This window comes from Limnohabitans sp. Rim8, from assembly GCF_943326455.1.
GTDB lineage: Bacteria > Pseudomonadota > Gammaproteobacteria > Burkholderiales > Burkholderiaceae_C > Limnohabitans_A.
Genome location: NZ_CALPTI020000004.1, coordinates 1 through 14,577, shown reverse-complemented (window position 1 = coordinate 14,577; position 14,577 = coordinate 1). Strand labels below are relative to the sequence as shown.

The following is a 14,577-nucleotide window of genomic DNA, read 5'->3' as shown; positions in this document are numbered from 1 at the left end:
AAATCAGATTTTCATTTCCAGGCGCAGTTGGACATTGCGCCAGTTGCGGTCGGTGGTGCGCGATGCTTCTCTGAAGGTGCCGTTGTCAAAGGTGCTGGCGGTGATGTAGTCGCGCGGCTGCAAATTGCTGACCGTCAGCCGAACGGCACTGGCGGGCGAAATGCGCCACAAGCCGTACACATCGACCACCCGTTTGACGCCTTGGTAAAACATGGCCTGCTCGGTGCGGCGCGTGTCGTAGTCCGGGTTCCAGTTGAGGTTGCCGCCCAGGGTCAAGGGGCTGCGGCGAATCCGGTAGTCGGCGCCCAGGTTGGCCGTCATGTCAGGTTGCTGATCAAGCCGGTTGTTGGGGCCAGGCACTTGCTTGACATTGGAGCCAAAAAAACTGACGTTGCTGCGGATGTCGATCGGCAGAGCATCGGTGAAGGCTTGGTTGAGCCGGAACTTCGCTTCCAACTCCAGGCCCTGGGTCGATGCATCGCCAATGTTGATGGGGGATGACACGAAGCGACCGTTTTGCTGCGTCACGGTGTAACGGATCAGGTCGGTGATTTCTCGGCGAAAGACGTTGGCACTGAGCACGCCACCGCCGGCAAGATAACGCTCAAAGGCCACATCGATGCCGGTGGCCAATTCGGGCCTGAGGTCTGGGTTACCAATGCGGTCAGGACGGGTGGGGCGGCTGATCACTTCACCCGAGCTCACGGGGCGCGCCATCAGGTTGTGCAAGGTGGGGGTTCGGTAGCTGCGCGTCAAGCTCATGCGCACCTGGTCTCGCTTGGCGGGATCGGGTTTCCACAAGGCATGCAGCAAAGGGGTCCACACAGAACTGGTGTTGGATTTCAAGCCCGAGGTGGCGTTCGCCTCGGTCGTGATGGTCTCGTAACGCAAGCCGGTATGGGCAGACCAATGGCGGTTGATTTTGAATTCGTCTTGGGCATAGGCTGCCCAACGCAGGGTGCTGGCCGTTAAATCGCCTGCGTTGTCATCCAGCAAGCCCCGGGCCTCTTCAACACGGCGCACGCCTTCCAGTTCCACGCCGCTGACCACTTGGTGGCCGTTGTCCATGGCACGGGTCCACTTGCTGCTCAGGCTGCCAGATCGGTCGACAAAATTCTGGAATTGCGTGGTGTTCAGCAACAAAGGGGGGCTAGCGCTCGGCGTGGTCAGGGTCTGGTCCATCCGCAGGTCGTACTCGGACTGGCCCACACCAAAGCGCACTTCCAAGCGGTCATCGGCGGACAGGCGTTGGGCCCATTGGCCATTGAGCCGCGCCATGGCAAAACGACTTTGGTTGAGCGTTTGTGCAGTTTCAGAGGCCACACCACCTGTGTCCAAACGGTTGGCTTGAATCAGGCCATTGCCTGCGAAGTCCGAATACACCACAAAAGGGGTCAAGGTCAGGGTCTTGCCTTGCTCGCCCCGCCATTGCAGCCGCGCATTGGCATGAATGGCTTGTCGCCGGCCCAGAGATTCGTTGCTGCGGGTGCTGTCGCCCAAGACATTGGAAGAGATCACTGTGCTGCTCGAGTCGGGTCGGTATTGGTCAGTCACCGACATGGTGAGCGTGCCTGTTAATGGCTGGATGTTGAGGTTGTGCACCCAATTGAGCGAGGTAGAGTCATGGCCGTACTCTCGCGAGCGGGTGATCTTCAAATCATCGGGGTTGGCCTTTTGGCCTTCGCGCAAAACAATGTTGATGGTGCCCGCAATGGCGCGGGCGCCTGTTTCTGCGGTGGGCGCACGCAATATTTCGATGCGCTCGACCTGTTCGGGCAGCAAACTGTCAATGGAAAAACCAGGTGGCAGGCGCTCGCCGTCGAGCAAAATTTGGGTGTAGCCACCGCCCAGACCACGCATGCGGATCGCACCACCGCGCCCAGGCACACCCTGCACGGTCACGCCCGGCAGGCGTTTGAGGACTTCGCCCAAATTGGCATCGCCTTGTTTTTGAATCTCTTCGCGACCAATGATGATTTTGGCTGCCGAAGACTCTCGCCGCATCTCGGTGTCGTTGTTGCGGTTGCCCCGCACCTCCACTTGACCCAGATCGGTTGCGTTGGCGGCCCCTGCAGGGGGGGACGCGTTTTGCGCCAAAGCAGCCCAAGGAAGAACAACAAAGCCTGCCATGGCCCATTGGATGGCCATCGCAAGCGGTTTCAGACAGTGGTTTGTAGTGCGGAGCATCGTGTGATTTTGACAGGGGCCAGCGACTGTGGTGTGTCACCCCCGCAAAACCCAGCCCGCTCAGTGATCAATCGACCGACTTGAACAATGCGGCTACTTTGCGTTTGGGCTTGATGTTGGCGGAGATGGAAGACCTCGCGACCCTGGGCGCAGTGGGTTCCCAGCTGGGTGAGCCCTCTTGAGCGGGTGCCTCATAGGGTTTCTCAAAGAACGGATCGCGGTTGATCGGCGCGGGACGGAAACCACCACGGCGCTCACGCGGTGCATCTAAAGCATCACGTGGATCGTAGTCATCACGGCGGCGGCCTTCTTGGCTGCGAGCGCGTGGGCGGTCTTCTGCCCTTTCGCCCCACTTTTCAGGCGGTGGACCTGCTGGCCGGGTGTCCAGTTGCAGGGTTTCGACTTCCAGCTTTTTCTTGATCAGTTTTTCGATGTCACCCACCAAGCGGGTGTCAGATGGGCTGACCAATGTGACAGCCAAACCCGAAGCCCCAGCGCGCCCTGTGCGGCCAATGCGGTGAACATAGTCTTCGGCGTTGAAAGGCACATCGAAGTTGAACACCGCCGGCACATCCTTGATGTCCAAGCCGCGCGCGGCCACGTCGGTACACACCAACAAATCGACTTCGCCTTTTTTGAAGGCCTAAAGGGCTTTCAGGCGCTCGTCTTGGCTTTTGTCGCCGTGCAAAGCGGCGGTGCGCAAGCCTTCGCGCTCGAGCGATCGGGCCAAACGGCCGCAACCGAGCTTGCTGTTGACAAAGATGAAAGCTTGTTTGATGCCCCGGTCGTCCAGCACCTTGCGGATCACGCGGCGCTTGTCGTCGTCTTGGGCCGCGTAAAAACGCTGCTCCACCGTCGATGCCGTCTCGTTGGGACGGGCCACTTCGATGGTGATGGGGTTTTGCAGGTAGCTGCCAGCCAGGCGCTTGATCTCGGGGGAGAACGTGGCCGAGAACAGCAGCGTGGTGCGCTGCTTGGGCAAAAAGCTCAGGATGCGCTGCAAGTCGGGCAAAAAGCCAATGTCCAGCATGCGGTCGGCTTCATCGAGCACCACGTACTCGACCTGGTTGAGTACCGCGTTTTTGGCTTCGATGTGGTCCAGCAAACGGCCTGGGGTGGCCACCAGCACCTCAACGCCTTGTTTCAGCTCCAGGGTCTGGGGCTTCATGTCCATGCCGCCAAACACCACCGCGCTGCGCAGCTGGGTGTACTTGGCGTACATCTTGATTTGTTGAGCGACTTGGTCGGCCAGCTCACGCGTGGGCAACAGCACCAAGGCGCGCACAGGGTGACGGGCGGGCGAGGTGGAGGGGTTTTCGTGCTTGAGCAGGCGTTGCAGCAAAGGCAGTGAAAAAGCTGCGGTTTTGCCTGTGCCGGTCTGGGCTGCGCCCATCACATCCTGGCCCGTCAACACCACCGGAATGGCTTGGGCCTGGATAGGGGTCATGGATTCGTAGCCCATTTCGGCCACGGCTCGTGCCAGCGTCGGGGCCAGCGATAGATTGGAAAAAGAGTCGGTCATTAACCCGCTATTGTCGCATTTTGGGCTGACGGGCCCAAAACCAGGCTTTGGCCCTCAGGTTTTGGGCAGCGTCACGCCCACTTGGCCTTGGTATTTGCCGCCACGGTCTTTGTAGCTGGTCTCGCAGACTTCGTCGCTTTCTAAGAACAAGACTTGTGCACAACCTTCACCAGCATAAATTTTGGCGGGCAGTGGCGTGGTGTTGCTGAACTCCAGCGTCACATAGCCTTCCCATTCGGGCTCAAAGGGTGTGACGTTGACGATGATGCCGCAACGGGCGTAAGTGCTTTTGCCCAAGCAAATGGTCAACACGTTGCGTGGAATGCGGAAATATTCAACCGTACGGGCTAGCGCAAAACTGTTGGGCGGGATGATGCAAACGTCGCCTTCGATGTCCACAAAACTGCGCTCATCAAAGTTTTTGGGGTCCACCACCGTGCTGTAGATGTTGGTAAACACTTTGAACTCAGGCGCGCAGCGGATGTCGTACCCGTAGCTGCTGGTGCCGTAGCTCACGATTTTTTGTCCCGCCGCGTTTTGACGAATCTGGCCCGGCTCAAACGGCTCAATCATGCCGTGCTGCTCAGCCATGCGGCGGATCCATTTGTCGCTCTTGATGCTCATGTTTGGCCTTTGGTGATTTGCCCGCATTTTAGAGCGCGATGCCGAACAGGGTTCATGGGCCTCGGACAGACCCTTGGGTGAACTGGCCATGCGTCGGGTGCTTGGCAAAGCCCTTTCCAATGTCCTGACATTGGCGATAAAACACTGGAATTGATTGAATAACGTATACGATATTCAAAATTTTAATTTTCACACCATGCTCCCTTGGATCACCGCCGATACCTCGGATCGCATCAAAACGATGCGAGACACCTCGCTGGCCAAATTGGTGCGTGAAGACTTGCTGGAACACATCCTCAAGGGGGACATCAAACCCGGCGACCGGATCAGCGAGCCCGATGTGGCCAGTCGTCTTCAGGTTTCGCGGGTACCTGTGCGCGAAGCACTGCGAGAGCTTGAAAGCTCAGGTTTGGTGGTTTCACGCAAACACGCGGGCGTTTTTGTCCGGGCCATTGAGGCAAAAGAGGTTCAGGATTTGTACGAAATCCGCAGCCTGCTGGACAGCTTCGCAGGCGCCAAAGCCGCCAATTTGGCCGCCACGCCCCGACAAGAACTGGCCCAAGCCTTGAGCGCGTCCATTGCCCTGATGATGACTGCCCAAGAGGCCGCCAACTTGGCCGCTTATTACTCTGAAAACCTGCACTTTCATTGGCTGATTGTGCAAGGTGCCCAGAACGAGCAGCTCAGTCGCACTTACCAAGAAGTGGTCCAAAAACTGCACTTGGCCCGGCTGCAAAGTTTGTCGCACGTGACGGGCATGAAGACGTCGATTGCCGAACACCATGACATCACCCTCGCCATCGCCAACGGCGATTCAGAGCGCGCCAAAGACATGCTGGCGAAGCACGTGGCCAGTGCTTATGCCCGTTTACAACCCAGCATTACCGCAGAGCAAAGCATGCCCCCCCCCACCAACCCACAGGAGACAACATGAAACGACGCACCCTGATACAGGCTGCCCCATTGATGCTGACCTTGCCCAACTTGGCACTGGCGCAGGCGGCCTATCCCAATCGCCCCATCAAATACATCGTGCCCGTGGCCGCTGGCGGCGGCTCCGACATGATTGGCCGCCAAGTTTGCGAGCGCCTCGGCAAAGTGCTGGGCCAAACCATGGTGGTTGAAAACCACGGCGGCGGCGGCGGTGTGATTGCTTCGCAAATGACGACAAAAGCCGCACCCGATGGTTACACACTGATGCAAGGCTATGTCGCCACGCACGGCACGGCGCCCGCCACACGCAAACTCAATTACGACCCGATCAAGGACTTCACGCCGCTGGGCATGATTGGGACCACACCCAATGTGCTGGTGGTCAACGCCAATGCGCCGGCCAAAGACGTCAAAGAATTCATCGAGTTCGTGAAGAAAAACCCCGGACGAATTTCTTATGGATCTGCCGGCGCAGGCTCATTGACACACTTGACGGCAGAGCTGTTCAAACTTCAGACCGGGGCCTTCATGGTGCACATCCCCTACCGTGGCATCGCCCCCGCGACCACCGATCTGATCGCCGGACAAACTCAGGCCATGTTCCCTGGCCTTGCTGCCGCTCTGCCCCACATCCGAGGTGGCCGTATCCGTGCGCTCGCCGTCACTGGCAACCAGCGCCACCCTGCGCTCAAGGATGTGCCCACCATGGAAGAAGCGGGCCTTAAAGGCTTTGACGCCCAGCAGTGGTACGGCGTGGTCGGCCCGGCTGGCATGCCTGCGCCCATCGTCAAGCAGATCAACGACGCCATTGCCCAAGTGCTGGCACAACCGGACTTCCGTGACAAGCTCAGCGCAGAAGCTGTGGAGTTGACCCCGATGACACCCAACCAATTCCTCGAGTACATGAAGCGCGATTTGGCCCGCTGGACCGACCTGGCCCGCGAACGCAAGATCAACTTGGACGCCTGATTTTTTTGAAACCCTGACTGGACTGAACATGACGATCAATACCGCGGTGGCCGCTGACCACAACGCGCCTCCCATCACTGCCGAACTCGCCCGCTTTGTGGCCGAACACCCCTCCAAAGGTTGGAGCGATGTGGTGGATCACGAAGCACACCGCACTTTTCTCAACTGGCTGGGTTGCGCCATCGGTGCAGCCCAACACGAAGCCGTCGAATCGGCCTTGGCCGCTGTCAACATGCTGGCCCCCGCACAGCAAGCCACCATTGCCGGTCGTTCCGAACGCGTGGACATGGCCAATGCGGCCTTGCTCAACGGCATCTCTTCGCACACGTTTGACTTTGACGACACCCACCTCAAAACCATCATCCACCCCGCAGGCCCGGTGGCCTCTGCGGTGATGGCTTTGGCCGAAACCCAAAACAGCTCAGGCAGGCAAGTGCTTGACGCTTTGGTCTTGGGCATTGACGTGGCTTGCCGCATGGGCAATCTGGTGTACCCCCAACACTACGACCGGGGTTGGCACATCACCGGCTCCACCGGCACCTTGGGTGCGGCCGCTGCATGCGCCCGCTTGCTGGGGCTCAATGCACAGCAAACGGCCATGGCTTTGGGCATTGCGGCTTCGCAACCGGTGGGCTTGCGCGAGCAGTTTGGCACCATGACCAAACCTTTCCACCCTGGGGGCGCTGCCCGTGCGGGCCTGATGTCGGCCCTCATGGCCAAGCACGGCTTCACTTCAAGCCCCCGGGCACTGGAAGCACCACGCGGCTGGGCACAGGTCTTGTCCACCAAATACGACTGGCGCGAGGCGCAAGACGAATTGGGCGAGCGTTTTGAAATCAGCTTCAACGCTTACAAGCCCTTTGCCTGCGGCATCGTGATCCACCCCAGCATCGACGCTTGCGCCCAGTTGCGTGCGCAAGGTGTCAAGCCAGAAGAAGTCAAGAGCATCGAGCTGCGCGTTCACCCCTTGGTGCTGGAACTGACCGGCAAGAAGACGCCCCAGGACGGCTTGCAAGGCAAGTTCAGCGTGTACCACGGCTGCGCCGTGGGTCTGATCTTTGGCCGTGCGGGCGAAGACGAGTTTTCAGACCACATCGTGCGCCGTGAAGACGTGGTCAGCCTGCGCGACAAAGTGCAAGCGGTGGTGGACACCTCGGTGCGCGAAGAAAGCGTTTACGTCACGGCCCACCTGAACGATGGCCGCAGCGTGAAAGTGCATGTGGAGCACGCCATTGGCTCGCTGCAAAAGCCCATGACCGATGCCGACCTGGAAAGCAAGTTCCGTGACCTGTCCAACCCGATCTTGGGTGTCGACCGTGTCAACGCCATCTTGAAGAGCTGCTGGAATTTGGGCCAAGCGCCTAACCTGCAAAGCTTGTTGGCCTTGCTCAAACCCTGATTTGATCAGCGCTCAACAAAAAGCCGAGGCTCAACCGCCTCGGCTTTTTTCATGCAGCATTGGCAGGCGCCACCCTGCCAGGCCGGAAGGCCTTAACGTGTGATGCGCCCCTGCACGCCTTGCACCAGGTAGTTCATGTTCAAAATCTGGGCATCGCTCAAAGACTGCCCTGCGGGCAACATGGCTTTGCCTTCGTTGTCGGTGATGGGTCCGGTAAATGGCTGCAACTTGCCAGTCCCGATCAGCCGCTGCTGAGCGAGCACTTCATCCTGAACGGCCTTGGGCACTTTGGGGCCGAACTCGCCCACGCGGATCATTCCGTCCTTGATGCCGCCCCACACATTGCCCGAAGTCCAGGTGCCAGACACAACAGCCCTGACGCGTGAGGTGTAGTAGTCACCCCACTGGTGGGTCACGGCGATGATCTGCGCGTCCGGGCCGACCTTGCGCATGTCGGAGTGGTAGGCCACGGCCATCTTGCCGCGCTCTTGCGCCGCAGCCATCACGGCAGTGGAGCCGGTGTGGAACGCGATCACATCCACGTCTTGGTTGAACAAGGCCATGGCCGCTTCGCGCTCTTTGGGTGGATCAAACCAGGCATTGAGCCAAACCACCTTGACGGTGGCTTTGGGGTTGACCGAGCGCATGCCCAGGGTGAATGCGTTGATGCCCTGCAGCACCTCGGGAATCGGGAAACCCGCCACATAACCGGCCACATTCGTTTGGCTCATGCGACCAGCCGCGATACCGGCCAAATAACGGCCTTCGTAATAACGGGCATTTGAAGCCGCCACATTGGGCGCGGTCTTGAAACCCGTGACCGATTCGAACTTCACATTCGGAAAATCTCTGGCCACCCGCAGTGTGGGCTCCATGTAACCAAAACTGGGCGTGAAGATGATCTGGTGGCCTTGGCTGGCCAGGTCGCGAATCACACGCTCGGCATCAGCGCCTTCGGGCACATCGGCCACAAAGGTGGTTTTGACTTGGTCGCCCAAAGCCCGCTCGACCGCCTTGCGGCCCTCGTCGTGCTGGCGCGTCCAACCCGCTTCGGTGATGGGCGAGACATAGACAAAACCGGCCTTGATGGGCGCGGTGGATTTGGCTGGCGCTGTGGTGGAAATTTGTGCCTGAACGGCCGGAAGAAAAAAGCAGGCGGCCACGAGCGTGGCAGCGAGGTTTTTATACATGGTAGTCCTCTACATGGCCCCGAGATTGAACAAAACAAAGCCCGCCGGGGCGGCGGGCTTCGGAGTGGGATTTTACCCAGAGCGCAAAGCCAATTAATCTTGCTCCGCAAACCCCTGAAAACACACTTTCAAATCGTGCATCCAACGGTGCTTGTCCGCTTCGGGCGCAAAGCTCGCCTCGATGCTGTTGGCGGCGAGTTTGTAGGCCTGCTGAGCGCTCAGGTGCAGGGCCGCAAAAGTTTGCAGGTAGTTGTCGTTCAAGTAACCGCCAAAGTAGGCCGGATCGTCCGAGTTGATGGTGACGCACAGGCCCGCGTCCAGCATCTGGCCGAGGTTGTGGTCAGCCAGGTTTTTGAACACGCACAGCTTGAGGTTGGACAGCGGGCACACGGTGAGCGGCATGTGGCTGTCGGCCAAGCGTTGCATCAACGCCGCATCGTGGATGGCTTGCACGCCGTGGTCAATGCGCTCGACCTGCAGCTCATCCAGCGCGCCCCAGATGTACGCGGGCGGGCCTTCTTCACCCGCATGGGCCACCAGATGCAAGCCCAGCTCGCGGGCGCGGGCAAACACGCGGGCAAACTTTTCGGGCGGGTGGCCCAGTTCGCTCGAATCGAGCCCCACGCCGATGAAGTGTTCGCGCCAAGGCATGGCTTCCTCCAGCGTGGCCAGCGCGTCATCTTCGGACAGATGGCGCAAAAAGCACAAGATCAAATCGGCGCTGATGTTCAACCGGATTTGCGCATCGCGGCAGGCGCGGCTCAAGCCTTCGATGACCACGCTCATGGCCACGCCGCGTGCGGTGTGGGTCTGCGGGTCAAAAAACAGCTCGGCCCGCACCACATGGTCGGCGGCGGCTTTTTCAAAATAGGCCCAAGCCATGTCGTAAAAATCCTGTTCGTGCAGCAGCACGCTGGCCCCGGCGTAATACAAGTCCAGAAAACTTTGTAAGTTGGTGAAGGCATAGGCGCTGCGCAAGGCGGCCACATCGGCATAGGGCAAGTTCACCCCATTGCGCTGGGCGAGTTGAAAGATCAGCTCAGGTTCCAAAGAACCCTCGATGTGGATGTGCAGCTCGGCCTTGGGCATGGTGCGCAGTAATTCGGACAAACGGTCAGGCGCTACCGCATGGACTTTGAACATGATCACTCCTTGAAGAATTGGGCCCGGATGAGGGCCTCATCCAGCCGATCAAAACAGGTGTTGTGCCATTGCGTTAAAGGCCCATGGCCCGGCATCACCTTGCCCGAAGGTCCGTAGCCGACGGCCTTGAATTTCCATTGGCCATTGACCCATTTGAAGTTGCCCACATGCAGACCGGCGAGGTTGTGCAGGGCATAGATGCCGTTGTTGACTGAAGTACGCAAAATTGAATCCATGCCTTATTTTGCACCCTCAGCAGGCAGCGAAGCGCTGGCGCGAAATTGTCTTTGCGGCGTGACCATCAACAGCCTTTTTGCTCGGCGGCGCTTGATGTGTTTGTCACCCAAATTACAGCGCATCTCAGGCTTTGTGCAAGTATCAATGCATTGCCACCTGTGCCATCTGCACCACCTCATTGGAGATCCCATGACCCGTCTCACCAAGACCTTGTTTGCTCTGTTGCCTAGCCTGCTCATCGCCTTTGCAGCACCTGTGATGGCGCAAGCTTTCCCCAATAAACCTATTCGCATCATCGTGCCCTTCCCGCCCGGTGGCGGCAACGACGTGATTGCACGCGTGGTCGCACAAAAACTCAATGAACGTCTTGGGCAACAAGTTGTGGTTGATAACCGGGCAGGCGCCAATGGCATTGTGGGTCTGCAGGCTTTGATGCAATCGCCTGCAGACGGATACACCTTGGCCGTGGCGGCAGCGGGGCCCATGGCGGTGAACCCCAGCCTCTACGACAAATTGCCTTATGACCCCTTGAAGGATTTTTCACCCATCACCAACATGGTGAACTTCCCTCTGCTCTTGGTCACTCACCCATCGGTGCCCGCCAAAACGACGCTGGAGTTGATCAACCTGGCCAAAGCCAGACCCAAACAGCTGTTCTTTGCTTCCCCTGGCAGCGGTAACTCAGGTCACTTGGCGGGCGAATTGTTCAACTCGATGGCCAATGTGCAAACCATGCATGTTCCCTACAAAGGGCAAGGCCCTGCCTTGACCGATTTGCTGGCTGGGCAAGTCCAGATGCTCTACAGCAGCATTCCTTCCGTGATCAACCAGGTGAAGTCTGGTCAGCTCAAAGCGATTGCTGTGGGCAGCGCCAAACGTGTGCCGTCCCTGGCCGACATTCCCACCATTTCAGAGAGCGGATTGCCGGGCTATGAAGCCTATTCCTGGGTCGGCATCGTGGCCCCGGCCAAGACACCCAGAGACATCGTGATGCGGCTGAACCGTGAAATTGTGGACATTCTGAAATTGCCCGATGTGGCCGAAAAACTGAACCAGCAAGGCGCCTTGCCAGTGGGCGATACGCCCGAGCAGTTTGCCACCTACATCAAAGACGAGATCGCCAAATGGGGTGCTGTCGTGCGTTCGGCCAACATCAAAGCAGATTGATCAAGACCCATGAAAACCACTACAAGCAAGAAGTCCAGCGCTCAACCCAAGTCTGAGGGCTACCGTGCAGGCTTGGCCATGCGCAAAAAGGTGCTGGGTGATGACTACGTCGAACGCTCATTTGCCAATGCCGATGACCTGAACATGCCTTTTCAGGAGCTGGCCACCGAGTTCGCATGGGGCAAAGTCTGGACCCGTCCTGGCTTGACGCTGAAAGAGCGCAGCTTGGCCACGCTGTCGATGTGCATCGCCTTGAATCGCCCCGCCGAGATCAAGATTCACCTGCGTGGCGCTGTGCGAAACGGCGTATCGCGCGAAGAGTTGCGCGAGTTGATTTTGCACTCTTTTCTTTACTGCGGTGGCCCAGCTGCGCTGGATGCCTACAAGGCGGTGCGCGATGAGTTGCCTTTGATCGAAGCGGCCGAAAAAGCGGCCAAAAAATTGGCACGTCCCGTCAAAACCAAACCGGTCAAAAGTCCAGCCAAAGCCAAAGCCAAAATCAAGGCTTGAGCGGTTTTTTGCCTCGACCCTTGGCGGGTGCCACGCCGGCCATGCTCGACATGACCTCGGCGGTAGAAGCCGTGTCCTCCATCGCCAACCCCATGGCCATGGCGCTGGTGTAGATGGCGGCGCAGGTCGAGAACAGCGGGGTCGGGCAATCCACCGACTTGGCCATGTCGCCAATCACCTGCATGTCCTTTTGCCAAACCTCCACCTTCATGGTGGGTGGGCTGTATTGGCGTTCCAGCATCATGGGCATTCTGAGCCGCATGACACCTGTGCCCAGCACGGGGCTGTTGCCAAAGAGGTCGAGAACGTCTTGGGGGTTCAGTCCCATTTTTCGGGCCAACGTCACGGATTCCGCATAAGCCACGTTGTAGATGGCCACCAGATGGTTGGCTGCAAACTTCATCTTCGTGCCGTTGCCATAGGGCCCCACAAACGACACCTTGTCGGTGAAGACCTGCAAGACAGGCAAAACCTTGCGGTGGGCAGTTTCCTTGCCACTGACAAAAAATGTCCAGGCGCGTTCCTTGATGCGCACCGCCGTGCCACTGATGGGTGCGTCCAGGGTCGTGATGCCCAGTTTGCCCAGTGCATCAGCGCACGCTTGTTTGTCCGCCATGGGTAAGGTGCTGGTTTCGATGACGATGGGCTTGTGTCGCCATTGCGCCTTGGGCAAAGATGCGATCGATTCGGTCACCTGAGCCAATGCTTTCGAGGTCGACAAAGACACGATCACCACATCTGACCGAGCAGCCACCTCAGCGGCACTGCTCAGGCACAAGCCACCCGCGCGCTTGAGGCGAGCCAGCGCCTTGGGGTCAATGTCCGCACCGCAAACTTCGTAGCCCTGTTGCAACAAGGCCTCGGCCATGGTGCCACCCATGATGCCCAGGCCCACAAGGCCCACACGCGGGAAAGCCGCTTTGGTTATTGCAACTGCAGCCACGGGCTTATCCAACCACCAGGCCAGCAGCCTGAATGCCCGCCATACAAATCAACTCGTCCTCATCGCCAGTTCCGCCGCTGGCCCCGGCAGAGCCCAGAATGCGGCCTTGCGCATCCTTGATGAGCACAGCGCCCGGCTGTGGCAAAAACTTGCCTTCGGCGGTAGCAGCCAAGGCGACGAAAAAATTCGGGTTGTCTTTGGCGCGCTCAGCCAAGGCGCGGCTGGACGAACCCATGCCCACAGCGCCCCAAGCCTTACCCCGTGCAATGTCAAAGCGGAACATGCTGGCGCCGTCTTCACGCGCATAAGCCACCAGCTGTCCGGACTCATCCAGCACCACAACGCCCATGGGTTTGTAATTTGCGGCCCGAGCGGCTTGGATGGCACCTTGCAAAATTTGATTGGCTTGGTTCAGAGTCAAAGAGTTCACAACTGATGTCTCACTGAAAAGAATAGAGAGTTTCAGGCTATCAGAATCGCGCCCAAAGCCTGTCTTCTGTTTGACAAAGGCCTGGTGCGACGCGCCATCGGACAGCGCCCACATTCACAAAGCACCCCGTTAAACCAACTTGTCCACAGCACGTGAAAAACAGACCTTCTTTTGGCTGAAGGCCTCGTGTTGTTCCTCGACTTTGTCCAGTTCATACAGGTAGTTGACCATCAGTCCACCTGACTGTTGGAGTCCTTTTTTAGACAAGTCAGCGGCCCAATTGATTTGGTGCAAGGTTGCGCCATTGCTGAGGTGGAACTTGCCCACCGCATCACCCCGGGCTTCGGGCGTTTTGTGCACGAGGTAAAGGGCGCACAGACGCAGGAGCCCGGTTTTTTCCGCTTCATTGCAGCGATCGGGGTGCCAGCCCGCCTTCAGGCGTTCGGCCCAACTCAGGCCACCCAGCAACAAGGTTTTTTGGGCTTCTTGCCATTTGCGCAAATGCACGGCGCTGAGCTTGTCTTCGGGCAAAGGCGCACCCGAGTCGAGCCAGGCACTCAAGCCAGGAATGGGTGAAAGGGTGCAAAAAGTTTTGAGCGAGGGCATCTCTTCGATCAATTTTTGCGCCACGCGCTTGATCAAAAAATTACCCAAGGACACGCCTTTGAGGCCAGGCTGGCAATTGCTGATGGAATAAAAGATCGCCGATTTGAAACTCTTGGCTTCACCCACAGGTGCCTGCTTGTTGATCAGTCCAGCGATGTCCTTGGCAATGCCCGGTACCAGCGCCACCTCCACAAAAATCAACGGCTCCCCCGGCAACTGGGGATGAAAAAATGCAAAGCAACGGCGGTCTGGCTGCAAGCGGCGGCGCAGATCGTCCCAACCATCAATGGCATGCACCGATTCATGCTCAATGATTTTTTCAAGCAACTGAGCTGGTGAATTCCAGGTGATCTGGTGCAGCTCTAAAAAACCCGGGTTGAACCATGAGCTGAGCAAGTGGTGCATGTCTGCATCTGTGGCCCGAAAAGCGGGATGATCCTTCAGGTACGACAGCAGCGTCTGGCGCATTTTCAAAATCGTGGCGGTCCCGGCAGGCGCCCGGTTGACCCGCCGCAGCAACTCTTGCCGGGGCGGCTCCACTGTCTGAAACAAATGGATGAGACTGGCATCGTTGCGCTCGGTGTTGTAGCGGTTGGCGGCATCCATCACCATCGCCGGGTCTGGATTGAACTCGTTGGACAGGTGGTGGAAAAAATCCGTTTGACTGCGCTTGTCCAAGTGTTCGTAGTTGTCGATCAACTTGACGGCCATGCTTTG

12 protein-coding genes and 2 pseudogenes are annotated in these 14,577 nt (G+C 58.4%); 5 read left to right on the top strand and 9 right to left on the bottom strand.

Annotation, left to right across the window (positions count from 1 at the left end; genetic code table 11):
- Positions 1 to 3: 3 nt before the first annotated feature.
- From Q1M54_RS03780 to dcd, 3 genes and pseudogenes are all read right to left on the bottom strand, one after another.
- Positions 4 to 2,187, bottom strand: coding sequence for a TonB-dependent receptor (locus Q1M54_RS03780; protein ID WP_300554141.1), 2,184 nt, complete (start codon positions 2,185 to 2,187; stop codon positions 4 to 6).
- A 67-nt stretch (positions 2,188 to 2,254) separates the two neighbouring features.
- Positions 2,255 to 3,709 (bottom strand): annotated as a pseudogene (locus tag Q1M54_RS03775) (DEAD/DEAH box helicase).
- A gap of 54 nt (positions 3,710 to 3,763) precedes the next feature.
- On the bottom strand, positions 3,764 to 4,333 hold the full coding sequence (dcd, locus tag Q1M54_RS03770) for a dCTP deaminase (protein WP_019425458.1): 570 nt from the start codon (positions 4,331 to 4,333) through the stop codon (positions 3,764 to 3,766).
- Positions 4,334 to 4,529: 196 nt separating this feature from the next.
- Here dcd and Q1M54_RS03765 point away from each other — a divergent pair, with 196 nt between their 5' ends.
- Genes Q1M54_RS03765 through Q1M54_RS03755 form a run of 3 tightly spaced genes read left to right on the top strand, consistent with a single transcriptional unit; the run spans position 4,530 to position 7,634 of the window.
- The gene (locus tag Q1M54_RS03765) at positions 4,530 to 5,267 is read left to right on the top strand and encodes a GntR family transcriptional regulator (protein ID WP_300554132.1); all 738 of its coding nucleotides are present in this window, start codon (positions 4,530 to 4,532) and stop codon (positions 5,265 to 5,267) included.
- Positions 5,264 to 6,235, top strand: coding sequence for a tripartite tricarboxylate transporter substrate binding protein (locus Q1M54_RS03760; protein WP_300554130.1), 972 nt, complete (start codon positions 5,264 to 5,266; stop codon positions 6,233 to 6,235). Before Q1M54_RS03765 ends, Q1M54_RS03760 begins: the two co-directional genes overlap by 4 nt.
- A 28-nt stretch (positions 6,236 to 6,263) precedes the next feature.
- Positions 6,264 to 7,634 carry an MmgE/PrpD family protein gene (locus Q1M54_RS03755; RefSeq protein ID WP_300554127.1) on the top strand — a complete coding sequence of 457 codons (1,371 nt, stop codon included), beginning with the start codon at positions 6,264 to 6,266 and terminating at the stop codon, positions 7,632 to 7,634.
- 92 nt (positions 7,635 to 7,726) lie between these two features.
- Here the strand turns inward: Q1M54_RS03755 and Q1M54_RS03750 are convergent, their stop codons facing one another.
- From Q1M54_RS03750 to Q1M54_RS03740, 3 genes are all read right to left on the bottom strand, one after another.
- Positions 7,727 to 8,824: a BMP family ABC transporter substrate-binding protein gene (locus Q1M54_RS03750; protein ID WP_300554124.1), complete on the bottom strand. Its 1,098-nt coding sequence runs from the start codon at positions 8,822 to 8,824 to the stop codon at positions 7,727 to 7,729.
- A gap of 93 nt (positions 8,825 to 8,917) precedes the next feature.
- Positions 8,918 to 9,967 (bottom strand): adenosine deaminase, encoded by a 1,050-nt coding sequence (locus Q1M54_RS03745; protein WP_300554121.1) that lies wholly within the window; start codon positions 9,965 to 9,967, stop codon positions 8,918 to 8,920.
- Positions 9,968 to 9,969: 2 nt separating this feature from the next.
- Entirely contained in the window at positions 9,970 to 10,203 is a 234-nt protein-coding gene (locus Q1M54_RS03740) for a hypothetical protein (RefSeq protein WP_300554118.1), read from the bottom strand.
- A 190-nt stretch (positions 10,204 to 10,393) separates the two neighbouring features.
- Between Q1M54_RS03740 and Q1M54_RS03735 the strand changes: the two genes are divergently transcribed.
- Together Q1M54_RS03735 and Q1M54_RS03730 are read left to right on the top strand one after the other, a co-directional pair.
- The gene (locus tag Q1M54_RS03735; protein WP_300554115.1) at positions 10,394 to 11,371 is read left to right on the top strand and encodes a tripartite tricarboxylate transporter substrate binding protein; all 978 of its coding nucleotides are present in this window, start codon (positions 10,394 to 10,396) and stop codon (positions 11,369 to 11,371) included.
- Positions 11,372 to 11,380: 9 nt separating this feature from the next.
- Positions 11,381 to 11,770: pseudogene (locus tag Q1M54_RS03730) on the top strand (carboxymuconolactone decarboxylase family protein); the annotation flags it as partial.
- Between the two features lie 100 nt (positions 11,771 to 11,870).
- Here Q1M54_RS03730 and Q1M54_RS03725 read toward each other — a convergent pair.
- From Q1M54_RS03725 to Q1M54_RS03715, 3 genes are all read right to left on the bottom strand, one after another.
- Positions 11,871 to 12,824, bottom strand: coding sequence for an NAD(P)-dependent oxidoreductase (locus tag Q1M54_RS03725; protein ID WP_300554113.1), 954 nt, complete (start codon positions 12,822 to 12,824; stop codon positions 11,871 to 11,873).
- A 4-nt stretch (positions 12,825 to 12,828) separates the two neighbouring features.
- Positions 12,829 to 13,254 (bottom strand): heme-binding protein, encoded by a 426-nt coding sequence (locus Q1M54_RS03720; RefSeq protein WP_300554111.1) that lies wholly within the window; start codon positions 13,252 to 13,254, stop codon positions 12,829 to 12,831.
- Between the two features lie 129 nt (positions 13,255 to 13,383).
- Positions 13,384 to 14,577 (bottom strand): malonyl-CoA decarboxylase (locus tag Q1M54_RS03715; RefSeq protein ID WP_300554109.1); only part of this gene is annotated, 1,194 nt, incomplete at its 5' end.

Coding starts and splice junctions, on each gene's coding strand:
- Q1M54_RS03780 (WP_300554141.1), bottom strand. CDS start 2,187: ATGCTCCGCACTACAAACCACTGTCTGAAACCGCTTGCGATGGCCATC.
- dcd (WP_019425458.1), bottom strand. CDS start 4,333: ATGAGCATCAAGAGCGACAAATGGATCCGCCGCATGGCTGAGCAGCAC.
- Q1M54_RS03765 (WP_300554132.1), top strand. CDS start 4,530: ATGCTCCCTTGGATCACCGCCGATACCTCGGATCGCATCAAAACGATG.
- Q1M54_RS03760 (WP_300554130.1), top strand. CDS start 5,264: ATGAAACGACGCACCCTGATACAGGCTGCCCCATTGATGCTGACCTTG.
- Q1M54_RS03755 (WP_300554127.1), top strand. CDS start 6,264: ATGACGATCAATACCGCGGTGGCCGCTGACCACAACGCGCCTCCCATC.
- Q1M54_RS03750 (WP_300554124.1), bottom strand. CDS start 8,824: ATGTATAAAAACCTCGCTGCCACGCTCGTGGCCGCCTGCTTTTTTCTT.
- Q1M54_RS03745 (WP_300554121.1), bottom strand. CDS start 9,967: ATGTTCAAAGTCCATGCGGTAGCGCCTGACCGTTTGTCCGAATTACTG.
- Q1M54_RS03740 (WP_300554118.1), bottom strand. CDS start 10,203: ATGGATTCAATTTTGCGTACTTCAGTCAACAACGGCATCTATGCCCTG.
- Q1M54_RS03735 (WP_300554115.1), top strand. CDS start 10,394: ATGACCCGTCTCACCAAGACCTTGTTTGCTCTGTTGCCTAGCCTGCTC.